18 protein-coding genes are annotated in these 25,685 nt (G+C 60.6%); 16 read left to right on the top strand and 2 right to left on the bottom strand.

Annotated elements, in window-relative coordinates; translation table 11 throughout:
• The first annotated feature begins 4 nt into the window (after positions 1-4).
• The 12 genes from CO656_RS22715 (at position 5) to CO656_RS22660 (ending at position 20,425) form a co-directional block, all read left to right on the top strand.
• Complete coding sequence (locus CO656_RS22715) at positions 5-538, top strand: methionyl-tRNA formyltransferase-like protein (protein WP_097527229.1); 534 nt, start codon at positions 5-7, stop codon at positions 536-538.
• Positions 539-670: 132 nt separating this feature from the next.
• A complete protein-coding gene (locus tag CO656_RS22710) occupies positions 671-1,528 on the top strand; it encodes a response regulator transcription factor (RefSeq protein WP_097527228.1) in 858 nt (285 codons plus the stop codon).
• A complete protein-coding gene (locus CO656_RS22705) occupies positions 1,525-2,103 on the top strand; it encodes a hypothetical protein (RefSeq protein ID WP_097527227.1) in 579 nt (192 codons plus the stop codon). The genes CO656_RS22710 and CO656_RS22705 overlap by 4 nt, the downstream gene beginning before the upstream one ends.
• A 1-nt stretch (position 2,104) precedes the next feature.
• Complete coding sequence (locus CO656_RS22700; RefSeq protein ID WP_097527226.1) at positions 2,105-5,506, top strand: UvrD-helicase domain-containing protein; 3,402 nt, start codon at positions 2,105-2,107, stop codon at positions 5,504-5,506.
• Between the two features lie 80 nt (positions 5,507-5,586).
• Entirely contained in the window at positions 5,587-6,342 is a 756-nt protein-coding gene (locus CO656_RS22695; protein ID WP_097527225.1) for a multiubiquitin domain-containing protein, read from the top strand.
• Entirely contained in the window at positions 6,317-7,489 is a 1,173-nt protein-coding gene (locus tag CO656_RS22690; protein ID WP_097527224.1) for a ThiF family adenylyltransferase, read from the top strand. Before CO656_RS22695 ends, CO656_RS22690 begins: the two co-directional genes overlap by 26 nt.
• Positions 7,486-7,929 carry a DUF6527 family protein gene (locus tag CO656_RS22685; RefSeq protein WP_097527223.1) on the top strand — a complete coding sequence of 148 codons (444 nt, stop codon included), beginning with the start codon at positions 7,486-7,488 and terminating at the stop codon, positions 7,927-7,929. Before CO656_RS22690 ends, CO656_RS22685 begins: the two co-directional genes overlap by 4 nt.
• A 174-nt stretch (positions 7,930-8,103) precedes the next feature.
• The gene (locus CO656_RS22680; RefSeq protein WP_097527222.1) at positions 8,104-10,758 is read left to right on the top strand and encodes a PD-(D/E)XK nuclease family protein; all 2,655 of its coding nucleotides are present in this window, start codon (positions 8,104-8,106) and stop codon (positions 10,756-10,758) included.
• Complete coding sequence (locus CO656_RS22675) at positions 10,758-14,156, top strand: UvrD-helicase domain-containing protein (RefSeq protein WP_097527221.1); 3,399 nt, start codon at positions 10,758-10,760, stop codon at positions 14,154-14,156. Before CO656_RS22680 ends, CO656_RS22675 begins: the two co-directional genes overlap by 1 nt.
• Before the next feature lie 110 nt (positions 14,157-14,266).
• Complete coding sequence (locus CO656_RS22670; RefSeq protein ID WP_097527220.1) at positions 14,267-15,433, top strand: DUF6361 family protein; 1,167 nt, start codon at positions 14,267-14,269, stop codon at positions 15,431-15,433.
• The gene (locus tag CO656_RS22665) at positions 15,423-17,285 is read left to right on the top strand and encodes a phospholipase D family protein (protein ID WP_097527219.1); all 1,863 of its coding nucleotides are present in this window, start codon (positions 15,423-15,425) and stop codon (positions 17,283-17,285) included. Before CO656_RS22670 ends, CO656_RS22665 begins: the two co-directional genes overlap by 11 nt.
• Positions 17,282-20,425, top strand: a complete 3,144-nt coding sequence (locus CO656_RS22660) for a helicase-related protein (RefSeq protein ID WP_097527218.1) — start codon at positions 17,282-17,284, stop codon at positions 20,423-20,425. The genes CO656_RS22665 and CO656_RS22660 overlap by 4 nt, the downstream gene beginning before the upstream one ends.
• 46 nt (positions 20,426-20,471) lie before the next feature.
• Here CO656_RS22660 and CO656_RS22655 read toward each other — a convergent pair whose 3' ends face one another.
• Positions 20,472-21,629 carry an RHE_PE00001 family protein gene (locus CO656_RS22655; RefSeq protein WP_097527217.1) on the bottom strand — a complete coding sequence of 386 codons (1,158 nt, stop codon included), beginning with the start codon at positions 21,627-21,629 and terminating at the stop codon, positions 20,472-20,474.
• A 179-nt stretch (positions 21,630-21,808) separates the two neighbouring features.
• Here CO656_RS22655 and CO656_RS22650 point away from each other — a divergent pair, with 179 nt between their 5' ends.
• The 4 genes from CO656_RS22650 to CO656_RS22635 are packed head-to-tail and all read left to right on the top strand — an operon-like array spanning position 21,809 to position 23,873.
• Positions 21,809-22,099 (top strand): type II toxin-antitoxin system prevent-host-death family antitoxin, encoded by a 291-nt coding sequence (locus CO656_RS22650; RefSeq protein WP_097527216.1) that lies wholly within the window; start codon positions 21,809-21,811, stop codon positions 22,097-22,099.
• Positions 22,096-22,473 carry a type II toxin-antitoxin system VapC family toxin gene (locus CO656_RS22645; RefSeq protein ID WP_097527215.1) on the top strand — a complete coding sequence of 126 codons (378 nt, stop codon included), beginning with the start codon at positions 22,096-22,098 and terminating at the stop codon, positions 22,471-22,473. The genes CO656_RS22650 and CO656_RS22645 overlap by 4 nt, the downstream gene beginning before the upstream one ends.
• A gap of 60 nt (positions 22,474-22,533) precedes the next feature.
• Entirely contained in the window at positions 22,534-22,734 is a 201-nt protein-coding gene (locus tag CO656_RS22640) for a prevent-host-death family protein (RefSeq protein WP_337441763.1), read from the top strand.
• Positions 22,731-23,873, top strand: coding sequence for a site-specific integrase (locus CO656_RS22635; protein WP_097527213.1), 1,143 nt, complete (start codon positions 22,731-22,733; stop codon positions 23,871-23,873). Before CO656_RS22640 ends, CO656_RS22635 begins: the two co-directional genes overlap by 4 nt.
• Before the next feature lie 450 nt (positions 23,874-24,323).
• On the opposite strand, the gene repC is transcribed toward CO656_RS22635, so the two are convergent.
• Positions 24,324-25,535: a plasmid replication protein RepC gene (gene repC / locus CO656_RS22625; RefSeq protein WP_097527211.1), complete on the bottom strand. Its 1,212-nt coding sequence runs from the start codon at positions 25,533-25,535 to the stop codon at positions 24,324-24,326.
• Positions 25,536-25,685: the final 150 nt, after the last annotated feature.

The raw sequence follows: 25,685 nt of genomic DNA, 5'->3' as shown, positions 1-25,685 counted from the left end.
CCACATGCAGCAACTTAATGAAATCATAGCCACAGCCACTCGACGAATCGAAGCGCATTTCTTCAATTTACCAGTTGACGGCGGGGGGCCAGTCTACCGAGAACGTGTTTACTGCTACGAACTTTACCATCAGCTCAGAATACAGTGGCCGACTCAGGATCAAACCGATTTCGTGCTCAATGGCGAGGTAGACAAGCGCGGGCACCCTATACTTCATCGACTTGGGGCGGACATGTCGATCCCTGATCTGCTCGTGCACGTACCGGGGTATATGGGGCGAAACCATGCTGTGATCGAAGTGAAGCCGGGCGACAACGCGGCAAAAAATCCGCGCGGGATCGCAAAAGATCTGGCCACGCTCTCAGTATTCCAGACAGACGTTGGCTATGAACGAGGGGTTTATCTGTTCTATGGGTCTTATCCGGAACGAATTGTACGGGACATTGCTAACCGTTTGGAAGTGAGGCCACGTGTCGAGGTTTGGCTTCATCATGAGCCCGGGCAATCTGCGGCGCTGGTCGATGTAATTGGCGACTAAATCTCCGGAGGATGAAGTGAAGAACAAGACGGTGAACGGGCATCATCTTCGAAACCCTCCGGATGGCGCGTCAGTGCACAATTCTGTCCGCTCACGAGCGAACGTTGGAACGAAAAGAAGCGGGGCGAGACCATGAGCCAGTCGGAGAGAGCTGCCGAAATAGGGCACAAGGAAGCCGGCTCCCACGCGGGGGAAGCAATCGTAATCCCGCTGCGCAAACGAAGTCTCAGTAACGAACTCTACAAACGTGACCCAAAGATAGAGACGCTAATCGGACAATTGACGATACTGTCGCGTGGCGAGTTGATTGCCAGAGCTGCGATTTCGAAGCGCTCAGACCCGCGCTACGTGCCAAGCGAATGTCTCGTGTATTTCATTCGTTCGAGCCGTCGAGACAACAACGAAGCGTGGTTCGAGCGCCTCTACCGTATCCTAATTGAGCGGGTGCTGCGCAGTCTGCCCAGATCGGAAAACTCCGATCGCATGACTGAGTCGCTGACGCGTGGTCTCGTGCGGGACAAAGTTTTTAGCCGTTTCGTGGAAATGCTCTCGGCGGATAGAGCGTCGTATGTCGACAAACTCGATTTTTTCGAGGTGCGTTTCGATGGTGCTATCGCGGGCCTTCGGCGCGATGCCCAGGAACAGGCTTGGCGTGACGAGAACAGATCTCGTCCCCTTGAATATGACGAAGAGACTGGCGAATTGACAGCAGAGGTAGAGGCAGCAGCCGGCGTCTTCGACCCTTTTGCCGCGTCGGATTTTGATGATCCGTCTTACCGGTCGCGCTTGGATGCGGCGATTGACGCTCTACCACCAGAACAAATCAGGATCATGCATATGCTGAGACAGGGCTTCCCCATCGATTCGAAGGAACCAGATGTCATGACCATTGCTAAGGCCTTGGGTCGCTCCGAAAAGACGATCCGGACTTATCGCGATAAAGCGATTGCAACATTGCGGTTGGCTCTGGCTGACGGTGAACAGCAATGAGCCCGGCTGGCGAGCGCCCCGCCCGTGAAGCCGTGCTTGACGCATTCGCGGTCGAAAGCGCGCCAGATCGCTCGACCCTCGAGCGTTACCTGCGACTTTACCCGGAATACGCCGCAGAACTCGTTGACCTATCGCGCGAGCTGAGCCGTGAACTCGACGATGATGACGCGCTGCTTTCCGCTGCAGATCAGGCGCTGATCGACGCCGCCTGGTCGCGACACGCCAGCGCTATGCCCGTGGCGACACCAGATCCTTTCGCGACTCTGACAGCCGACGATTGGCGCGCCGTTGCTCGACAACTGGACGTCCCGCGCCAGGTCATCACCGCTTTGCGTGAACGGCGGGTGTCACTGCTGAGTATTCCGCAACGGTTCCTCAAAAACCTGGCAGAGGCGATGCGCTGCTCCCTTACGCAGCTGCAGATGTCTTGGGGATCAGCATCGTTGACCGCAGCTCGCAGCTACAAGGCAGATGGTAAGCCAAACACCGGCGAGCAGGTCACCTTCGAGAAAGTTCTGATCGACGCCGGCGTTTCGGATGAGAGGCGCGCCGAGCTTTTGAGAGAGGCCGAGTGATATGGACAGCGTGGAGCTTGCCAGGCAAGTCGCCGCCGAGCTTCACGCTCACCTGGTTCAATCCGGGGCCGATCCCTGGTCGCCATATGATTTCGTCGTCACCGAAGCCAAACGACGGGGCATCGACGTTGAGCCGACTGCGGCGGGTGCGGCTGTGCTCAACGGCGGTCGCGCGACCTTCATAGCCGCCGACGACCTGATCCTTCATGAGAATGTCGGTTCCTTGTTCGACAGAGCCTTCCTTGTTGCGCACGAGATTGGACATGTCGAGCTTGGCGACGATCCCGATGATGCTCCAGCGCCGACAATCGATCCCGCTCGCGCGGCCGAGCCGTCGCCGGTCGGCATTGATCGGGTTGTCGACTATGGGCGCAAGCAGCGCCGCGAAGTTCAGATGGATTTGTTCGCTCGAGAGCTGCTGCTGCCTCGTAGCATTGTGCGCGAGCTCCATGTGGTTGGAGGGCTTTCTGCCTCCGAGATCGCAAAAAAGCTCGGCGCGCCGTTCGAGGTCGTCGCGCAACAGCTGTTTGATGCCTTGTTCCTGCCGCCGGTTCCGCCCACGACCGGGACGGCGCATGTGGAACGGCCGTTGAATCCTTTGCAAGCGGCGGCGGCGGCACATCGCGGGGAAGCCTACCTGCTCGAAGCGGGTCCCGGCACCGGCAAGACCCAGACGCTGGTTGCACGCGTCGTAGGCCTTCTGGAAGAGGGGGTCGATCCGAGGCGGATCTTGCTCCTGACTTTCTCGAACAAGGCGGCGGGCGAAATGGCCGAAAGGATCGCGCGCAAGCGGCCCGAGGCGGCCGCCGCTATGTGGATCGGCACGTTTCACGCCTTCGGCCTCGACATCATTCGGCGATTCCATGCGGAACTCGGCTTGCCGAAGGACCCGCGGATGATGGATCGGACCGAGGCTGTCGAACTCCTCGAGGAGGAGTTTCCGCGCCTGAGGCTTTCTCACTATCGCAATCTTTATGATCCCACTCAGATCATCGCCGATATGCTGGTTGCCGTGTCGAGAGCCAAGGACGAGGTGATCGATGCCGACAGTTACGCTGCGCTTGCCGGCGCCATGCTGTCAGAGGCGGGTGATCCCGAAACGCGCGAAGCCGCGGAGCGCGCGGTCGAGGTCGCGCGCGTCTACGCAGCGTATGAGCAGCTAAAGCGTAATGCGCACTGTGTCGACTTTGGCGATCTCGTTGCGCTGCCGGTGCAACTGCTCGAGAACAACCCGGCCATCCGCGCGACACTCCAGGCGCAGTACGATCATGTACTCGTCGACGAATATCAGGATGTCAACCGCAGCAGCGTGAGATTGCTGAGCGCGCTACGCCCGGACGGCCGCAATCTTTGGGTGGTCGGTGACGCCAAGCAGTCGATCTATCGGTTCCGGGGGGCGTCATCGTTCAACATGACGCGCTTCGGCAGCCAAGACTTCGCCAGCGGCAAACGCGGTCGATTGAAGCGCAACTATCGCTCGGTGCCAGAGATCACGGCCAGCTTTTCAAATTTTGCGATCAAGATGCGAGCTGGCGACGCCGATAGCGGCCTCGAGGCAGAGCGGGACGCCAATGGCCATGAGCCGGAATTGCGCACGGTCCGTCGAGCCGAAGAACAGCAGGTCGCCCTCGCTGAGGCGATCGAGGAACTGCGTCGCGAGGGGCATGCCTATCGCGATCAGGCGGTGTTGTGCACCGGTAACGAAAAGCTGTCCAGGATCGGACAAGATCTTGAGCGCCTCGGCGTTCCGGTCCTGTTCCTGGGCAGTCTGTTCGAGCGAGGTGAGGTCAAGGACCTGCTGGCACTCCTCTCGATCCTCGTCGACCGGCGCGCCATGGGTCTCGTTCGCATCGCCTGCTGGCCTGATTTCGCAATGTCTTTCGCAGACGTCGCGGCTGTATTCGCGTATTTGAGAGCCACAAATCCCGCTCCGGCAAGTTGGCTTCAAAATGTCGACTCCATCCCTGGACTGAGTGAGGCAGGCCGTTGGGCGCTGGGCAACCTGTCAATTGCCCTGTGTGGATTCGGCGACGCCGCCTCACCGTGGACAATACTCGCGATGTTGCTTCTCGATCGCACGCAGATTGCGGCACGTCTCGGAGCATCGTCGGACCTCGGTGATCGCACACGCGGTATTGCGATCTGGCAGTTCCTCAACTTCGTGCGCGTACAGCCGGCGGGGCGCGGGCTGCCGGTCACGCGCCTGCTCGACCGCGTGCGCAGACTTGTGCGCCTGGGCGACGACCGCGACCTGCGTCAATTGCCGGCAGCAGCACAGCACCTCGATGGCGTGCGACTGATGACCATCCACGGCGCCAAGGGGCTGGAATTCGAAGCCGTGCATATCCTGGGACTTAACAGCGATACCCTACCACGGACGCCGCAGGCTCCGGCGTGCCCGGCGCCGACGGGCATGATCACTGGTGCGGAAGGCAGCGCCCTCGATGCATTCCGGACTGGCCAGGCCGAGGAGCAGGAATGCCTTTTCTACGTCGCATTGTCACGCGCTCGCGACCGCCTGTTCCTCTATGCACCGACAGAGAAGAGCAATGGGCACAATCGGCCGCTCTCACCGTTCCTCGACCGCCTCGGGACCACGTTGCTGCGCCGTCCGATCGTGCCGGCGCGAGCCCTTCCCCCGGCTGCAGACGTGCAGGGCGTTGAATTGATCATCGACGGTCGGCTGCGGTTCAGCGGACCGCAAATCGCTCTTTATGAGTCATGTCCCCGCCGCTTTTTCTACACGCATGTCCTTCAGGTCGGTGGACGCCGAACCACGACCGCATTCATGCAGTTGCACGAAGCAGTCCGCGCGGTGGTCGGGGCGGTGGTCGCGTCCGACCTGTCTCTCTCCGACGGGGAGCTGCAAGATCGAGCGGAAGCAGCGTTCGTCAGCCAAGGCCTTTCCGATCATGGCTATCGCGCCGAATTCCTCGATCTCGCTTTGGCGATGCTGCGCTTCTTTCTGTCCAGCCGCGCAGGAATGGTCGCGGAAGTCCCTACCGCTGTCAGTCTCATACTTGGCGGCGAGGAAATCCTCGTCCAACCGGATGAGGTGCTGGTGCGACCCGATGGTGTGCGCGCCGTGCGCCGCATCGGCACAGGCCACATGCGCTCCGCCGAGGGCAAGGATGTTGCCGCCGCAGCGTTGATCCTCGCGGTCAAGCAGGCCTTCCCCGGCGCCGTTGCGGAGCTGGTCCACCTCTCGGACAGCGAAGCGCATCCGTTATCCCTGTCGGACCGCGAACTATCGGGGCGCAGAGACAAGCTTGCAAAGTTTCTGGGCGAGATTCGCGCGGGGCGGTTTCCTGCCGTGGTTTCACCATTCACATGTCCGAACTGTCCCGCTTTCTTCATCTGTGGTTCGACCCCGAAAGGACCACTTAAAAAAAAGTTTGCCTGACCTTACCGGTCGGTCAATGTCGCACCGATTGGATCCTTAGAGCCGCGGCGTCGCCACGGCGAAAACATAAGGACCAATCTATGACGACAACAGAATTTCTTGATTATGACGATGTCGGAGACGCCCTGCGCGAAGGCCGGGCGCTTCGTCCGGCGCGTGGGTATCGCTTTCTCCTCGCTGAGGGCGATCTCAATTTTCAGCAGCGTCAGGTGAGCGATCCCGTGCCGCTCGGGCGCCAGGTGTTGGAGGCCGCATCTCTCGATCCTCGGCATGGCTACAGCCTCTTTGCGATCTTGCCCTCGGGCGATTTCGAGGATGTGCGTTTGAACGAAACCTTCGATCTGCGCAAGCGCGGGGCCGAGCGTTTCATTGTTTTCCAGTCGGATCGCGAATTCAAGCTGACCCTCAACGACGACGAACTGCGCTGGGGCAAGCCCGTTATCAGCGGCGCTGTCCTCTATGGCCTGGCCAAGCCGGGAGATAACGAGGCGGTCTTTCTTGAAATTCCGGGCGGTGAAGACCGCTTGATCGAACAAAACGAGCTGATTGACCTGACCGGCGCCGGCATCGAGCGCTTCATCACCGCGCGCAAGCCGCCGGTGACCTTTGAAATCGTCGTCAACTCGCGCCTCCGCACAGTCGACGCGCAGACGGTGACGTTCGAGCAGGTAGTCCAGCTCGCATTTCCGGGCCAGCACGAGCCGAATGTCGTGTTCTCGATGACCTATCGGCACGCGGCGTCAGCGCCCCATGCCGGAGAACTCGGGGCCGGCGGCTCCGTCGATGTCAAGAAGAAAGGCACGGTTTTTAATGTCACGCGTACTGTTCAATCGTAATCCGGACCTCAAGCGCCTGCTGGACGAAGGCTACTTCGTCCAGCAGCAGGGCGGCTATCTCGTCATGCGCGAGATTCCTTATGTCGATGAGCGCAGGCAGCTGCGTGTCGGCACGTTGATCTCCAGTCTTACGCTCGCCGGAGATCAGACGCGTGCGCCCGACACGCATGTCGTTCATTGGGACGGTGATTTCCCATGCCATTCCAATGGCGTTCGAATTCAAGGGATTTCGCACGCGACCGGCGCTTTCAACCTCGGTCATGGCCTGAGGGCAACGCATGCCTTCTCCAGCAAGCCCGAAGGTGGCTATGCGGACTACCACCACAAAATGACGAGCTACGCGAACATCATCGCAGGCCCGGCGGCGGTTTTGAACCCCGGTTCGACGGCGCGCACCTTCCGTGAGCCCGAACAGGAGGAAGAGAGCGTCTTCAACTATGTCGAGACTGCCTCCGACCGCCTCGGCATCGGCGCGTTGACAGGGCGGCTCGTCGGCGAGCGCATCGCCATCATCGGGCTCGGTGGCACGGGCGGCTACATTCTCGACCTCGTCGCGAAAACACCGGTTAGCGAAATCCGCCTTTTCGACCGTGACGAGTTTCTCACCCACAATGCGTTTCGCGCGCCAGGTGCACCCAGCCTGGACGAGCTTCGAGAAGCGCCCAAGAAGGTCGAATATCTGAAGCGCATTTATAGCCGTATGCACCGCAACATCGTGGCGAACGATGTCGCGTTGGGGCCTGGCAACCTCCACCTTCTCGACGGCGTGACGTTTGCGTTCCTGTCCCTCGATGCGGGCGAGGCGAAGCGGGCGATCGTGGAGAAGCTCGAGGCGGTCGGCGCCGGGTTCATTGATGTCGGCATGGGGCTCGAGCTCGACGAGGGCTCGCTTGGCGGCATCTTGCGGGTGACCGCCAGCACACCGGAGAAGCGGGATCATGTGCCGCAGCGTATCTCCTTCGTGGGCGGGGGCGCCAAGGATATCTACGCCTCCAACATCCAGGTGGCAGACCTCAACGCCCTCAACGCCGTTCTTGCGGTGGTGAAGTGGAAGAAGATCCGCGGCTTCTATCGCGATCTCGAGCAGGAACACCACTGCACCTACACGACCGATGGCAACATGCTGATCAACGGAGACCTCGCATGATACGGCACCAACGACTTGAGCATCGTTTCGTTGAGCATATCCCCGAGCGCCTTGAGGCCGGTGTCCTCTACGTGTCGATGGACTACGCGACGTCGGCCCACAGTTGTTGCTGCGGCTGTGGTGAGGAGGTGGTCGTCCCCTTCACGCCGACGGACTGGAAGATGACATTCGATGGCGAGACCATCTCGCTCCGTCCTTCGATCGGCAATTGGACGCTGAAGTGCCGGTCACACTATGTGATCGATCGAAGCAAGGTGATCGAAGCAGGTCCGTGGAGCGAAGAACAGGTCGAAGCCGAGCGTCGTCGCGATCGTGCCGCCAAGGCCCGCTTCTATGGACAGCCGCCAACGGTCGAACCTCTCGCCCATCCGGCTCCCGCAAAGCCCCAGCGCAGTATCTGGCAACGGATCTGGGCATTTATATCAGCACCCAAGCAATAAACCTGTGAGTTACATCGCGGCGCAAGCATATCGCGCTGAAGTGTACTTTCAAACTGTTGCTTGTAGCTCGTAAGAAAGACCGTGCGGACCAGAAAAGGCAGGACGTTCGCGCGGTCCGACCAGCAAAGCCGATCGGGAACAAACCGCACCGGATCCGCCAAGAAAGGAAACACCATGACCACCGCAAGTCGGTCAACCCTTGTCGTCCATGGCCGCCTCGCAATGCGGGAAGCTCGGCTGGAAGCGGCGCGCGACAGTCGCCACGGCCTCCAGATCATGTCTTTTGAGCAGGCGGCTGTGCGGCTTGCTGGCGGTTTCGCCCGGCCGATTGACGAGGAAAGTCTGCGTGCGGCGATTCAGGCGGTTTTGCCAGCAATGCCGATGGGCGAGCTCGAAAGCATCAAGACGCTGCCAGGTATGATTGGTGCAGCCGCAGACACGCTTTACAAGGCATGGCGCGCAGGCATCGATCTCGCAGCTCGGGCAGGTGACCACCCGCGTCTCGCCGCCATCGCTGGACTGGAGGCCGCGGTCCTTGCTCAATTTCCGGTAGGAATGATGCGCCCAGTCGACATTGTCGCCGTTGCCAGCAGCCGTATTGCTCATGCACCGGCGATTTTCGGCGACATCGAAATCGTCGGGCTGACGGAACTGTCGCCGTGCTGGCGTCCTCTGGTCAAGCAGCTTGCCGATCATATGCCGGTGCGATGGAAGGCCGGCCCCCGCTCAGTCCCGAACTGGTTGGGCGCTTGCGGCGTCACCATCATCCAGGGCGGGACCGAAGAGCCGGAGGTTCGTTCCATCAGTGCCGCGACCGCGTACCACGAAGCCATCGAGGCGATGCGGTGGGCGCGTGCCTTGCTCGCCGCGGGCACTTCGCCGTCCGAAATCGCAATCGCGACGGCTTCTCCGGCCGATTATGACGACCATTTCCTGGCGCTACGCGGCGACGCCAATATCGACCTGCATTTCGTTCACGGCGTTCGCGCCGTCGCGACGCGGGAGGGACAGGCGGCAGCGGCACTTGCCGATATCGTCGTGCGCGGGCTCACGCAATCGCGTCTGCGCCGTTTGGCTTCGCTGTGTCGAGAATCGACACCGCTGTCTGGGCTTCCCGACGGATGGCTGCGAGTCCTGCCGAGCGATGCGCCCTTGTCGACATCGGCCGCCTGGAACCGTCTGCTTGCGCGCCTCATGCCGGACGACTGGCCCGATGGCGCCGATCACGTGCCCGCGCTGCGTGCGGTGGTTGATAAACTGGCAAAAGGACCAGACGCGGCGCAGGAGATCGGCGAGGCCTTCCTCAAAGGCCGGGCGCTGTTCATATGGCGCAAGGCGCTGCTGGCCGGGCCTGCCGCATCCATCGACGTGACGCTGGATACATTGAAACAGGATGACGGGCTGGAGGCCTGCGTGTCGGTCGCCTGGATGCCGGCAAGCGCGCTTGCCGCTTCGCCGCGGCGGTTCGTTCGGCTGATCGGGCTCAACTCTTCGCGTTGGCCGCGCGCGATTTCTGAAGACAGGCTGATACCAGATCACATTATTCCGACTGTCGAGCTTGACCCTCTTCCCGTCAACCTCGCCGACCGCAGGGATTTCGAAACAATCCTCGCGACCACGTCCGGTGAGGTCGTCCTTTCCCGCGCCCGTCGTGACAGCGACGGACGTTTGCTCGGCCGCAGCCCGCTATTGACGGCCTACGACGACGGCACCTATTTGCGCCGCAACGCGGTCCCCGAGCATGCCTTCAGCGAGACCGACCGACTGATGGCTCGACCGCAGGAGTTCGCCGCAGACCCTCAGGCGATCGGCGCTCGCGCTTGCTGGCGGGACTGGCGCACGGGCGACATCACCCCTCATGATGGCCTCGTCCGGCCTGATCATCCACTCATTCTCGCTATCCTGGCGCGGACCCAGTCGGCCAGTTCGCTAAAAACCCTGCTGCGCAGCCCGCTCGGCTTTCTCTGGCGCTACGCCTTCGGCTGGAAGTCGCCGCAGAGCAGCGCCGAGCCTCTCGTGCTTGACGCCCTCGCCGCCGGCGATCTCATCCATTTGGTGCTTGATCGCGCCTTGCGGAACCTCGAAACAGCCGGAGGGCTAGCTTCCGCCAATGCGGCTGCCATCGAGGGAGCCGTGGCCGAGGCTGTGGACTCGGTCTCACTCGATTGGGAAAGCGAACGCCCCATTCCCCCTAATGTCATATGGGACCGGACACTCGCTGACGTGCGCCTTCTAGCTGGTCAGGCGCTCGCCTATGGCGACGCGCATCTACCGGGAAGCCGTTCCTATGGCGAAGTGCCCTTTGGTGGGTCAGAACCCAAGTCGACGGCAGAGCTACCCTGGGATGCGAGCTTGCCCGTGACAATTCCGGACACCGGGTTTCGCGTCGCCGGCTACATCGATCGGCTTGATGTTGCCGGCGATGGAAGCCGTGCGCTCGTTCGCGACTATAAGACCGGAAAGCCTCCCAAAGGCGAAATTCGGCTGAATGGCGGACGCGAACTCCAGCGCTGCCTGTACGCCTTCGCCGTGAAGGCGCTCTTGGGCGACCATGTCGTGATCAGCGCATCTTTGCTTTATCCGCGTGAAGCGCTCGACCTTCAGCTCGATGATCCCGAAGCCACGCTGGCGGAGATCATCCAACATCTGCGGGCGGCGCGAAGTTCGTTCGCAAGTGGCGCCGCTTTGCCAGGGCCGGACACCGGCAGCGACTATGACGATCTCGCTTTCGCTCTGCCGGCCAATGCCAGCGCCACTTACTGCAAACGCAAGCAACCCGCCGCGACCGAGCAGCTTGGCGAAGTCGCTCAGGTCTGGGAGGTGGAATAATGAACACCATGCCAAGAATTCTCAAAGATGACGCCGCCCGGCGCGACGCCATCAGCGGACACGACCGTTCGATCCTCGTTGAGGCCGGCGCCGGCTCGGGCAAGACCGCGGTAATGGCCGGACGCATCGCCGTCATGCTGGCCGAAGGTGTGGCACCGCGCGCCATTGCGGCAGTCACGTTCACGGAACTCGCCGCGAGCGAACTCCTTTCCCGTGTCCGGGATTTCGTCACCGATCTCGCCGCAGGTCGTATTGCGCCTGAACTTCGCGTCGGGTTGCCAGACGGTCTGTCGCAAGCGCAACGCGATAATCTCATCGCAGCGAGCGCAGCCATCGACGAGATCACCTGTTCGACCATCCACGGTTTCTGTCAGCATCTGATCAAGCCGTACCCGGCTGAAGCGGATATCGATCCCGGCGCTACCGTCATGGACCGCAACCAGGCCGACCTCAACTTTCTCGAGATTGTCGATGACTGGCTCCGAGAACGCTTGTCGGGCGATCAGGGTGGGATCCTCGCCGAGATGGTTTTGCACAGTCCTGGCGAGACCGTGGCGCTCATGCACAAGATTGCCGAAGCGCTGCGCCGACGCAGGAGCCTCGTCGCACCAGCGGTGACGCCACTTGCTTTCCATTTGCAGGCATTTCGGCGGGCGGCCGATGACCTCTCTGCCTTCATGCGAGCCGCGGGCGTGGTCGAGCCCGAGACTGAGGTCTACGCGGTACGCTTTTCCGAAATGGCTACCCGCCTGCCAACTGCAGCACACGCATCCACGCCTGCGGGTCTCGTCGGACTGTTGGTCTCACGCCCCCATCCCGATCTGTGCACCAAGGCCGGCGGCTTTTCATCCTATCGCAAGAAGGGCAAATGGGTGGCAGCGGCGAAACAGGCGGGGCTTTCCAAGGCCGACGGCGAGCGGCTGAATGATGCTGCAGAGGGCCTTTTTGATGCCTGCTGCGCAGCATGGACCGCGCTACTTCAAGCCACATCGAGCCAGGTACTCGCGGCGCTGATCGATGAGGCACGGCCAACCTTAGCACGCTATCGAGAGCACAAGCGCGCCAGCGCCCAGCTCGATTTCGACGATCTCATCTACGCCGCGCGAGATCTGCTGCGGGATCACGAAGCGGTACGTCAGGCACTTGGACAGTGTTACGGCCGCGTCCTCGTCGACGAGTTTCAGGACACAGATCCCCTCCAGGCGGAGATCTTTTGGCGCTTGTGCGGCGATCCCGTGGGCGACCCGCAGGATTGGACCAGCTTCCGAATTCGCCCCGGCGCGCTTTTTCTTGTCGGCGATCCGAAGCAAGCCATTTATCGGTTTCGCGGTGCAGACGTCGGTGCCTATGTTCAGGCGCGCGCGGCCTTCGCGGCACAGGATGCGGACGGCCTGGTGTCTATCTCGACCAATTTCCGCTCGTGCGCCTCGATCCTCACGTTCGTCAACGAGCGCTTCGAGGCGATCCTGTCGGCGGATGGCCAGCCCGGCTTCACGGCGCTCGATGCTTTCCACACCGATCGCGGCGAAGGCCTCTGCGTCGCCGCCCTCGACATTGCCGTCGCGAACGCAGACGGCAATGCCAGCGCCGAACAGCAACGTGACGCGGAAGCCGACGCCGTAGCCGAGCTCTGCGCCCGGTTGATCGGCAGTCACCGCATTCTCGACCGAAAAAATGGGGAGGACCGGCCGTGCCAGCCTGGCGATATCGCTCTCCTTGCCCCGACCGGCGCGGATCTGTGGCGCTATGAAGAAGCATTGGAGCGGCGGGGCATTCCGGTGGCGACACAGGCTGGCAAGGGTCTTTTCCGTAGGCAGGAGATTCAGGATCTGATTGCGCTGACCCGCGTGCTGGCCGATCGCCGAGACACCCTGGCACTGGGTGCGCTTCTGCGCGGCCCGCTTGTCGGGCTGAGTGAAGAGGAGCTGCTGGACATCAGCTGGACGCTGCCGCGTTCCGAGGACGAGCCCGACCGGATTCCCCGTCTCGATCTTGGCGTCGATCCAGCGGCTATCGGTCATCTTCTAGCTCGCGACGTTATCCAAAAGCTGCAGGCGCTCCATCGGCGCAGCAATAGCACAACACCACACGCGCTTCTCTCTCAAGCCGTAGATGTATTGCGGGTGCGTCCTATCCTCCTCGAACGGCACCGCGGTCAGGCTGAACGCGCGCTCGCCAATGTCGATCTCTATCTCAGCCTCTCAACGAACTATGCGGTCCGTGGCTTGCGGGCATTCTCCGAGGCGATGACGGCGGCGTGGACCGACGAAGCACGCGCCGTCGAGGGTCGGCCTGATGCTCAGGAAGAGGCCGTCGCGCTCTTCACCATGCACGCGGCCAAGGGTCTCGAATGGCCGGTCGTCATTCCTATCAACACTATGACCGGTGTGATGGCGCCGGACAACGCGTTGATCGACCAGCAGAACGACACGTTCTACTGCCCAATTCTCGGGGTCCCGCCGTCCGGCTACGACATCGCGCGGCAGGCAGAAAAGGACGAGCTCGACCGCGAACGTGTCCGTCTCTGGTATGTCGCCGCGACGCGTGCCCGGGAGTTGCTGGTTCTTCCGCGACCCGACGTGACGCCTTCGAAGTCGGCGTGGATCAGTCTCGTCGATTTGTCGATCGCAGCGCTCGCCGCGCTGGACGCGTCGCACTTGCCGTCAGATACCGTCGTGGTTGCTGGCGGCCCGAGCAATGGTCAAACGCGCGAGGCTTTCGCGGCCGAGGCCGGCGCGATCGCCGATCGGCAGACGCGGTTGACGTGGCTTGCTCCAAGCCGCGACGAGAATGCAGCCGGGGCGATACTGCAGGAAGAGGAACCGGAAATCTGGACCGGATCAGAGCATGGTGCGCCGATCGAGCTCGAAACACCCGCCTTCGTGCAAGGTGGCCGCGAACGCGGGCTCATCCTGCACAAGCTGATGGAAGAGGTCTTGACCGGCGAAACCGACGACGCGCCGGCGGCGCTCGCTACCCGCGCCGAGGAACTTATCCGCGCGCTCGGCAAGGTTCCGGTCGCCGATTCGGCCGCCGGGCTCGTCCCGGAAGAGCTGGCCGGCTGCGTCAGCCGGACGCTGGCGCTGCCGGAAATCGCGCCCCTGCGGTCAAGTCTGCTTGCCGAGTTTCCCGTTTATGCTCTTCGTGCTGAGGACGATGAAACGGTCGCGACGGCAGGGATCGCCGATGCGCTGACGGTTGACCACGAGGGTCGGCCGGTCGTGGTGATCGATTGGAAGAGCGATGTGAACCCGGATCCGAAGACAGTCGACCATTACAGGGGTCAGGTTCGCGCATATCTCGAAATGACAGGCGCAGAGCTCGGCCTGATCGTCCTGATGACGAGTGCGACGGCAGTCGCCGTCAACTCCGCAAAGGTGCCTTCGCCGCCATCCTGACGACGAGAGCAGATCTCCTGCAGAATGCCTATCGGCTCATTTCGTAGTGGTAACCACCACCGCGGCACGAGCGAGCCGCGGGTTTAACTCGCTAACCTGGACGGAACTGCATGTCCTATCTTGCTTGGATTGATTTCGACCCCGAGGAACGACGACGCGCTCAAACGCTCATCGATCTTTTCAAACAACCAGAAGCTCGCGACGAGCTAGGTTTGGGAACAGTGCGCGATGGCCTTGCCGATCTTCTTTTTCCCGGGACCAGCACGATCCAGACTCGGCTGCGCTACATGCTGTTCATTCCTTGGACCTATTGCGAGGCGCAAAGCCGCAAGGCGACGCAAGCAGAACGGACAAACATTGCTCGCGATCTGGAATTCCGGCTGAGCGAAGCGCTGCTTCGCGGCAATGAGACGACCGGTGTGATTGGTCGTGATGCGGGCCGCGACCTCAAGCGGCTTGCCTCAAGCGTGTACTGGGCAGGCCTTAACACCCTTGGCATCCGTACTATGATGGGTTCGCAGGCGACCTTCCTGTCCTATGGTCCGGAAAGTCTCAAGGATCACGACCTGAAGCTTTGGTCATCGAGCCTGCCGAAGGCGCCCGAAGATCTGTTTGAGCAAGCCACGTTCGCGCTGACGCTGAAGGAAGCGGACTTTTTGCGCGATCGCATTGCCAGTAACGCAAAGCCGAGCCTGTTGAATGAGCTGGCGCGGACGGGAAAGCCTTTCAGCCAGGATTGGCCATGGCAGGTGGGCGAGAGTACCATTTCAAAGTTCAATCGCTCGCTACTGCGACACGCCGAGAGGTTCTCCGGCGTGATGTATGGCGCAAGCTTGCTTTACAATCTCTTGTTAGCGCTGCGTGCCGCTGAACGACCAAACGCAAAGAAACACGCAGATGCTTCAGCGCTGATGGAGCATTACCGCTCGCGTCTCGACGACTGGAGGACGAAGCTCGAATTCCTGGACCTGGACAGTTGGGACCTGGACGATCTCTTTAGCCTGATTGGGACGACAAGCCACAGTTTGACGAAAGCGTCCCGCGACTTTATCCGGGGCTGGGCATCCATAGCGCGGAGCGGCGCAAAGCATCTGGAAACGGACAGCTCTGCTATCGAGCTTCTGAAACATCGCGAACGTGACCTCAAGCGGCTAAAGGCGCGGCTTCTACACGATGCGCCACTGGAAAGATGGTCGGGCGCCTCGGGTGACGCGCGTCTCGATTTCAGATGGGGCATCTCCAGAAACTACCTTGGAGAACTCGCCGATGCCGGCTGAACCCGCTTTTCACCCTGAAAATCGCCAGCTCTATACGGCGCTTATGCGGGCGCCCGATCAATACCGGTTCGACAACGCCGTGGCGACGACCTACTCGCTTGACTTCGAAACGGCCCTCACCATTCCGATCACTATCGTTTTTCGAGATGCCGAGAACCGCGACGAGATGTTGCGAAGCCCGCTGGCCCTGCTGCAAAGCGTCGAGCGAATGGCCGGCAGCATGGCCATCTACTGCGACAGAGGTCGCATCAAGGAGGCGCGGCCGAATGCGGCGCGTCTGATGGCACTGTACGAAAAGACGATCATCGAGGTTGCCGCTCCTGGCGGCGGTGCCTTCCATCCCAAGCTTTGGTGCATCCGTTTCAAACCCGAGCGCGAGGGTCAGCCTACGCGCATGCGGCTTGCGATTCTTTCCCGAAACCTCACGAATGACAGGTGCTGGGATTTGGCTCTTTGCCTCGACGGTAGGGTCCAAGAACACATCAACCCTACTAACGAGCCGATTGTGCAGCTTCTGCGTGCCCTTCCGGGCCTTGCAAATTCGGTCACTCGTCCGGCGGCGCCAAAATTTCTTCCGTCGCTATTGCGTGACCTCGAGCGCTGCAGCTGGGACGATCTCCCTGCAGGGGCGACCAAAGTCAGCTTCGCAGTCAATGGTCTGGATTCAAGCGTATGGTCCCCGCAAAAAGGTGACCGCCTTGCCATCCTGTCGCCTTTCGTCAGCGGTGACGCGCTTGCGCGCCTTGCCCAAGGCTACGACCAACCCTCGGCCTGTCAGCTCGTCGCTCGTGCTGAGGAACTCGACTGCATCAAGCCTGACATTCGCAAGCATTTCGAGATACAGACCCTCGATGACCGGGCGACGCGTTATGAGGAAGAAGATCGTGACGACCCAGGTGCCGCCGATCTTGAAGGCCTGCATGCCAAGGCGTATATAGTCGAGCGCGGCTCGCGTCTGCACATTCATCTTGGCTCTGCCAACGCAACAACTGCCGCCCTGGTGGCTGCCCGCGGCGGCCGCACGCAGAACGTCGAAGTTATGGCGACCCTCGATGGTCCCAAAAGCCGCATGGGTTCAATTGCAGACACATTGTTTTCGGATGGATTTCAGCGCCTTTTGACGCCCTATGTGCCGTCGGCGCCGATCGAGCAGGATGCTGCTGCAGCTGCTGAAAAGGTCCTGGAAAAATTGCGCACCAAGATCGCAGCACAGCCGTTCGATCTCCACTGCACGCAATTGACTGAAGGCATTGGCCTCGAACTGGCTATTGCCGGCAAAACGGCTCCGATCGAAATTCCAGTGGGCGTGAGATGTTTCATTCGGCCGATCACGGTTGCGAATGAACAGGGCTACGATGCAGCACCCCTGCTCTCTGGCAGGGCTTCGAGGATGGCTATCAGCACTGTTCCGTTGAGCGATGTCACCCGTTGGCTGGGGTTGCGGCTCCGGGACGCGGAAACCGGCGTAGAGATTGCCTTTACCTTGGGTGCCCGGCTCCTTGGCTTGCCCGAGGGCCGGGACGCTGCCGTCCTGCGGGCCCATATAGCCAATGTCGAGAACTTCTTCCGCTATCTGAGCATGCTTCTCGGAAGTTTGGGTGAAGGCACTTTTCTGGAGAGCGAAAAGGCCGGTGAAGGACAATGGCTTCGACGACTTGGTCAAGGTGGAAACGCGCTCCTGGAACCAATGGTACGGGCTCTCGCGCTCGCTGGCGACGAGCTTGCCGAGATCCATCAGCTCATTGAACACCTGAAGGACCCCGACACGGGCAAGAGCATCGTCCCCGAAGATTTTTTGAAGTTGTGGGCCAGCTTTGCGCCGCTCGTGACGAACAAGGCCACCCGAAAATGACCTATCAAGCAGAAGAGCATCTGAAGCTGCTCAAGCCCTTTCAGCGCGCCACGGTCGACTATGTATTTCGACGTCTTTTCACCGACCCCCGGCCGACGAGGCAGTTCCTCGTTGCCGATGAGGTCGGTCTTGGCAAGACCATGGTGGCACGGGGCGTCATTGCGAAGGCGATTGAAGACCTGAATGGCAAGGTTGATCGTATCGACGTCGTTTACATTTGCTCAAACCAGACGATTGCCGAACAGAACATCAAGTCGCTCAACGTCATCGGCTCGGCGACAAAGCCGTTGAACACCCGCCTCACCTTGCTTCCGCTCGAAATCGAGCAGGATGGCGGGATTGCCTCCAGACCTATAAATCTCATCAGTCTTACCCCGGGAACGGCACTCGATCTCAAGTCATCGCTGGGCACCGCAAAGGAACGGGCTCTCATCTACGAGATGCTGAGGAAGCGACTCGGCATCCGACATAGGGGCATACAGCGGGTTTTCCGTGGAGGTGTCGATGCCGAAAACTGGCCCGGCTGGACCGACTGGATGCGCGGCCAGAAAATCTCCGAAGAGATTTCCGAGAATTTCAACGCTGCTGTCGGAGACGAATTCATAGAGCGAATTCGTGCCGCCGCGGAGTTGGCGAGGAGCAAAATAAATCCAAACTATCCGGTCGACCAGCGACCGGCTAGCATGATTGGCGAATTGCGCCGTATCCTGGCACGGATCTGTGTGGATGCGCTGAGCCCGGATTTGATCATCCTCGATGAATTTCAGCGATTTGCCGACTTGCTGCACGAGCACGATGAGCAGTCGGCGCCCGAAAAGGCAGCCGCGGCGGAACTCGCGCGTGCTCTCTTTTCCTACTCCGGCGCCGACGGCTCGAAAGCGCGCCTGTTGCTACTATCAGCTACGCCATACCGCATGCTGACATTGAATAGCGACGATCCGGAAGAGGGCGATCACTACGGTGACTTCTTGCGCACCATGCGCTTCCTGTTCGGGGAAGAAGATGGTGACGCTCGGATTAGGGAACTCGAAATAGAGCTCAAGGGGTTCCGTCGTGCGTTGCAGGCAATGCCCGAGACAAGAGCTCACGTCCGCGTCCAGCGTGACCGGGTCCAGCACATCCTGGGCGAGGTCATCGCCCGGACCGAGCGCGTGGATTCCACCGACGACCGCAACGCTCTGGTCAAGGAAAGCAAGCCAGAGCTGACGATTGAGACGGAGGACCTCAAGGAGGCGAAGGCTATTGCCCAGGTCGCGGCCATTGTCAGCGCGCCGGGCATCGTCGAGTATTGGAAGTCGTCGCCATACCTGCTCAATTTCATGCGTGAATACAAGCTTCGCCAGAAACTACAGACGCTGAAACTGCAGCCCTCCAGCGAACTGCGCAGCGCAATCAAGGCTGCTGCTCCGTTCCTGATCAGCAAGGAGCAGGTCGAGGACTATGCTGAGATTCCGCTGAGGAACGCGAGAATGCGCGCGGTGGCCGACACAGCGTTCCAGCACGGACTTGATCGCGCGTTGTGGCTTCCACCTTCTCGACCAACATATGGAGAGCAGGTCCCGGCAACGAAGTCGCTCATATTTTCAGACTGGTCGATGGTGCCGGACGCGATCGCTGCACTTCTCTCGCATGAAGCAAGCCGTCGCATGGGCATGACGAGCGATCTGGTTAGCCGCACCAGCCGCCCAATTGGCATTGAGGAGATGATGCCAATGCTCTGCCCCTCCCCCACACTGGCGGCATGGATAGACCCCTTGGCAATGGAGCGCCGGTTTGGACGTGCGGCAAGCTATAAGGAGCTGCGCCGCCAGGCGGTTGGAGTGCTCACCGAGCACATCGACAAAGAGCAACTATTGCGTCTGTCCGGAAGATCCGATCGACTCCTCCCGCTCAACCTGGAAAATGAGCTAGGTAGACGCGTGGACTGGAGTAGGGTGGGCGCCATCGAGCACGAAGGCCACGAGGAACATGGGGCAATGGCGCGCGCCATTGATGTGCTCACGAACGCGCTCGAAGCCGAAGAGCATTCCGACGATCAAGATGCCCGAGATGTCTACGACAAACTCGCAGACTTTGCCCTTGGATCGCCAGCAACTTGTGCCCTTCGAGCACTTGGTCGCCTATGTCCGGAGCTCCCATTAGACGATCCTGCTCTCGTCGGAGCGGCAGTCGCGATCGCTCTCGGCTTCCGGACTTTGTATAACCAGCCGGAAAGCCGGGCGTTGTTGGCAGAGACATCGCCCCTGAACTATTGGCGCCAGGTCATTACGCATGCCGCCGCGCACGATTTGTCCGCAGTCTTGGATGAATATCTCCAACTGGTCCTCGACGCTGAGCGCGGCGGCGAACTGCAAGCGGATAGACGCGCGGGACTGGTTGCTACCAAGGTCGTCGAAGTTGTTGCATTGCGGCCGGCTCAGATAACGCTCGATCACTGGACTGCCGGGCGCTCACGCTTGCACGACAAGACATTCGAGGTGCGAGCGCGTTTTGCGATGCGATTTGCGACAAAAGCGGAGGATGAAAAAGGTGTCCGCCGCACGACGCTCGTCCAAGCCGCCTTCAAATCTCCTTTCCGCCCGTTCGTACTGGCGACAACTTCGATTGGTCAAGAAGGCCTGGATTTCCATAGTTATTGTGCGCGGATCATTCACTGGAACCTGCCGCGTAATCCCGTCGACATTGAACAGCGCGAAGGCAGAGTCCATCGCTTTAAGAATCATGCTGTCCGTCGCAACATTGCTTTCAAGTTCGGCGAGTTCGCACTGAGCGAGGATGGTCGTGTCGCCCCTTGGGAGAACATGTTCGAGGCCGCCCGGCAGCAAGAGATCGCACAGGGTCGCGCCGGCGATATCGTGCCGTTCTGGGTATATCCCGGCGACGAAAAAATTGAGCGCGTTGTGCTCCTCCCCCCGTTTAGTAGAGAGGTCGAGCGCTACGAGAATTTGAAGAAGTCTCTGGCGACCTATCGATTGGCGTTCGGTCAGCCCCGCCAAGATGAGTTGATCAACCTGTTTTCCGCGTTCGGAAACGACGTGATAGCGGAGCTGTCCTACCTGCAAATATCGCTCAAACCACAGCCGAAAAGCGAACGCTCGCCTTATGGCAGACCTATTTCACCCGTCGAATTGCACCATTGAAAGGCACATCATTTTCTTTATTTGTGCAGTCCGATGGGTGCTCCCATTAGACCACTCCCCACGCCCGAAACCTCCCCCTCCCCGTCATCTCGCGCAGGCCGAGCTCCAAAACGATCCGCCGCGCCGCCTGCGGCGTCACCTCCAGCGTCTTTGCCACCGTCCCGGCCGACACCAATGGCTTGGCCATTACCAGTTCGACCAGCTCCGGCAATTTCGAAGACGTCCGCCGCCCCTCCAGTTTTCGCTCGAACATCGTCTTCGCCAATGTCAGCCGGTCATGCTCCTTCATTCCGATCTCGGCCGCCGCGATCAATCCGTGAGCGATGGCGAGCAGTCTTGTCTCGCGGTCGCGGTGCCGGCGCCGATCGACAGGAATGGTTTTCAGACCGAGATTGATGGCGGCGAGATGGGCGCCTGTGGTGATGCCGCAGTCCCGAAGGATTGACGCGGCCAACAGCCGGCCGAGCCATGGCGCGTGCTGAAGGACGGCAAGCTCATTCCAGGCATCGAGAGCAATGATCGCCCGCAGCACCGCCGGCAGGTTTTCGGCCTGGCGCAACACGCCGCGCCATTCGTCGAGCCGGGCATCCTCGTCCCAGTCGAGATCGTAGATCATCGGATCTTTTTCCGCACGGCTATCCGCTGCGCGGTTGCCGTCGGCTCGGCCGGGACGTTTCGCGTTCTCGATGGCTGCCTCCGATCGTGCCAGCACCGCATCAATGGCGGCATAGTCGACGCCGGGCAGATTTTCCGCGTCGTCATCGTACCCTTCCCCTTCCGGATCCACCGGGACCGCGCGCGGGGTGGTGATAGCCGCCTCCGCCGCGTCAGTGCTGGCGGCTGTGATCTCCGAAGTCTGTCGCAGGGTGCGAACGCCGTCGGGCGATAAGGCCCATTCGGGCGAATGACCAGCAATGCGCCGGCGGGTGCGCAGAACGTCGCGGGCGATTGTCAATTCGTGGGTGGGCGTGCGAACGTCGCGCGTGGCGTCGTGAAGGACGAGGTCTTCGAGATGGACAAGTTCGCCGTCGATCCACAGCGAGGCGCAGGCCTCGGCGAAATTTTGCCGTTCGAGGAAGCCCGAACCGACCGGCGAGCGGGCGATGCGTTCGTCAAGACGCGTGAGGGCGATACCGGCGTCAAAAGCCGGCCGCATCAAGGCACTCATACTGATTTTCGCGAGATCGTAAGCCATTGAAATCATGGTAAATGATTTCTTACAGGAACTCTATCTGAATATTAGGGTTCCTCACATGGTATGATTTCCGGTTGGAGGTCTCACCTTCGATAAGTCATGCTTATCGGAAGTGTTACGTACATGCTTGTTGTACGCACTCGGAAGCCATGATATAAGCTGGTCGTGAGCCAATATCGGAGGGTTCGATGCCGCAGACCAGCTACAAGATCAGCGAAGCCCGGAAAAATTTCGCCGAGGTGCTCGAACGCGCCAACCACGGCGAGGAAATCGTCATCATGCGCGGCAACGAAGTGTATGCCCGCATTGGCCCGGCCGACGGCGGCAAGCGCCCGTTCGGCCTGCTGCGCCAGCGTGGCCTGCCCGACGACCTGTTCGGCGCGGTCGATACCGAACAGGCCGCCATCGATGCCGGCGATTGGAATGACGACGTCGGCGTCTGGCAGGGCAAGCCTTCGGATAAAGACAGCCGCTCGTGAAAATTCTGCTCGACAGCCACGCCGTCTACTGGTGGACAATCGGCAGCGACCGGCTTTCCTTGAAGGCTCGGTCGCTGATCGAAGACAAGGCCAACACCATCCTGGTCAGCGCCGTCTCCTTCTATGAACTCGACAACAAGATGCGCCTCAAGAAGCTCGACCTGAAGCCGCAGGAATTGCGGGCCGCCGTCACAGCCAGCGGTTTACAGACGCTGGCGATCAGTGATCTGCATGCCGAACTGGCGGCCAGCTTCGACTGGGACCATCGCGATCCGTGGGACCGTATTCTTGCTGCGCAGGTGCGGCTCGAACATTGCACCTTTGTGTCGCTCGACAGCGCCTTCGACGCGGTGTTGCATGAACGGATCTGGTAAAGGGCAACAGCGGTGAAGATTTGCGTCGAAATTGCCGAGGCAGCGGAGCGACTTGACGAATTGATCGACCTTGCCCTGCGCGATGATGAGGTTGTCATCTGTCGGGACGGGAATCCCTTTGCCGTCATCGTGGCAATTCCAAGAGCGGGCCACGGCACGATCGATGACTTTCTGGCGCTGGCAGCCGCGGGTCGCCCGACGATCTGTGACCAGACCTCAAACCACGACGAATTCTATGACGAGACCGGACTGCCAAAATGAGCAAGCCGTCGTCACCTTCGATCGAAAAACGCGCCGAGGGACTCGACACGATCGCCGCGGTGCTGCCGATCGGACGGCGCAATAAACTAGCCGAACTGCTGACCGACCAGGATGTCGAAACGCTCCGCCATCTGGTCAATGCGGGCATGGGCGAGAATACGTTGCGGGCACTGACCTCCGACCTCGCCTATCTCGAAGCCTGGTCGCTGGCGGCCGTCGGCAGCCCCCTCCCCTGGCCGGCGCCGGAGGCGCTGCTGCTGAAATTCGTCGCCCATCATCTATGGGATCCGGCGAAGCGGGAGGGTGATCCCGATCACGGCATGCCGGATGATGTCGACCGGGCCTTGCGGGACGGCGGCTTTCTCCGGTCGACCGGACCGCACGCCCCGGACACCGTACGGCGACGGCTAGCCAACTGGTCGACACTGACCAAGTGGCGCGGTCTCGATGGCGCTTTCGCCTCCCCTGCCCTCAGGTCGGCCATCCGACTCGCGGTGCGCGCCGTGCCGCGGCCACGCCGCCGCAAGAGCGCCAAGGCGGTGACCGGCGATGTGCTGGCCAAACTGCTGACGACCTGCGGCTCGGAAAGTCTGCGCGACATTCGGGATCGGGCTATCCTGATGGTCGCCTTCGCGTCGGGCGGTCGCCGGCGCAGTGAAGTCGCTGGCCTGCGCAAGGCGCAACTGACGACGGAGGCGCCGGTAAAGGGCGAGGATGAAGTCCCCCTGCCCTCGCTGTCCATCCATCTCGGGCGCACCAAGAATTCCGGCGCAGGCCAGGATGAGGTCGTCTATCTCACCGGCCGGCCCGTGGAAGCGTTGACCGCCTGGCTCGCGGCCGCGAAGATCGACGGCGGCAGTGTGTTTCGGGCGATCGATCGCTGGGGCAATGTTTCCAAGCGGGCGCTCGATCCGAAGGCGGTCAACGATATCGTCAAGCAACGGGCGGAACTGGCTGGGCTGGACCCGGCGGAATTTTCCGCCCACGGACTGCGATCCGGATATCTGACGGAGGCCGCCAATCGCGGAGTCTCCCTCCCCGAAGCCATGGAACAGTCAAGGCATCGGTCGGTCCAGCAGGCATCGAGCTACTACAACAACGCGGACCGCCGAAGCGGCCGCGCTGCTCGTCTTATCTAGCTTACTCGGAAATCCGCCGATCGGCCCAGATTAACGCCATTGCCGAGTCAACATCAACGATGGCTGCGAGAACGAACGTCCCCATACCCTCTAAAGGCCTTTCATATCTCGCACGTTGGCCAGTCCCGTTCCTGCGAGCCCCCTCATCGTGTCGGCTTTCAAAAGCAACTGGTCGAACTTCAGGCCCGTCTCCTTTGCGATCTCCTCGAGCGATACTTGGTATTTCTTGAAGCGGCCTGGCCGTGGATAATGGCAAGATAACTCCCCGCCGCGAAACAATGCGATCGATCAGGTTCCACCTTGATATTATACGTGGACGTCACGCAGCACCTTTCGCTTGGCGCCCGATCCACTCTTATGAAATCAGCCACTTAGCCTGTTGTCTGCAGACAACAAGGCTTTTTGAAAGGCTTCGTCGCGGTGACATGTCAGCAAGGTTCGTTCGCTCGGTCATGCACTCCTCGCCTGCCCCCCACGACTGCGTAGCGAGGCCATCAACATCGACCCCAAGGCAAATTCCCCCCTTTTCGCACGGGATGTCAGGTCGCGAAGGTAGCCACCCGCCGAATTGATATGCCCTGCCCGTTCGAGGATACACGCCATCGTCGCAGCCGCGTTTTCGGGTCCCATCGTGTCGCAAGCATCCTGGTAAGCGGAGGGACTGACCCCAAGCATTGATCGCACCACGACGGCCGCGGTCATCAGCTCCCGCCAGGTACTAATTGAGCCGCCTGGCCCATATGCGTCGATTTCCGGGCACGCTCGAAGTACCAATCCCAACGGGAAAGTTTTCAGCTCCTCGCTCCGTCGTTCGTTGTTCTGGCTCGGTGGTGCCCCCTGCTCTTTTCCAGAGCTAGGTTCAAGTTCACAGATGGATTCGGTTTTTGAATTCTGTTTGTGACGCTCATTGTGAGCATCATTGGTGCTAATATCTTGGTGATTCTTCTGCAGTTCCAATCGGTTGACGATTTCCTCCCGAAGCAGGACGAGTTCCTCAAGGATCGACTCGAGATCCACCATTGTCGGAGACCGCGGAATGCGTCCGACGCAGGCCACATACATTTCCTCGATGGCTTCCCAGTCACCCCAAACGCCCTCCTCAATCGCCGCCGTGATGATCTTTCGGACATCCCGGCGGCAGATGGTAAGATCCTCCTTGGCCCTGCGGAACGCAGCACGGTCTGCCACAACCTGCTGTGCCAGGCCGGCGAGCTCTTCTGACCGCATTAGAAGGGGCGAAAGATCAAAGCCAAACGCAGCTTCGATCTCCCCAGCCCGGTCTTTACGGGCGTAACGCTTTCCATTGGCGCTGTCTTTGCGGATGATTAGCCCCGCCTCTACCAGAAGCGCTATGTGCCGGCGCAAAGTAGCTCCAGCGATTCCATGGGCCCGAAGCGTTAGTTGGGCGTTTGACGGAAAGACGATCAACGACGAGCCTTGCCGAAGTTCATTCTCGGGAAAGAAGCTCAACAATGCGTCAAGCACCGCAAGGCTTCTGTCCTGGAGCCCCAAGGGCTCGCGTGCCTCGGATACGTCTCGAAACACTTTCCATTTCTCGACCGACTTTTCAGCCTTGATTTCAGTGACAGCAATCTGTCTCCTCACCAAGGCAAGCGTCATCGGTCGCCGCCCGAAAGGCGCCGTCACATGTCCACTCTGCATTTTCCTTCACCTATCCAATAGGCAAAAGAAATCCGCTCACCGAAACGGCGCCAAAGACTCTTGACTGCGATTCATGGAAATGCGATTCTCAGGCTGCTTAGACCAATGAGAGAGGCTTCCACGACGGCGTCGTTCGGGGGCCTTTTTCTT

It is taken from the genome of Sinorhizobium sp. FG01, assembly GCF_002531875.1.
Classification (GTDB): Bacteria; Pseudomonadota; Alphaproteobacteria; order Rhizobiales; family Rhizobiaceae; genus Sinorhizobium; species Sinorhizobium fredii_C.
The sequence above is the reverse complement of the archived record's forward strand: the minus strand, read 5'-3'. Positions and strand labels throughout refer to the sequence as shown.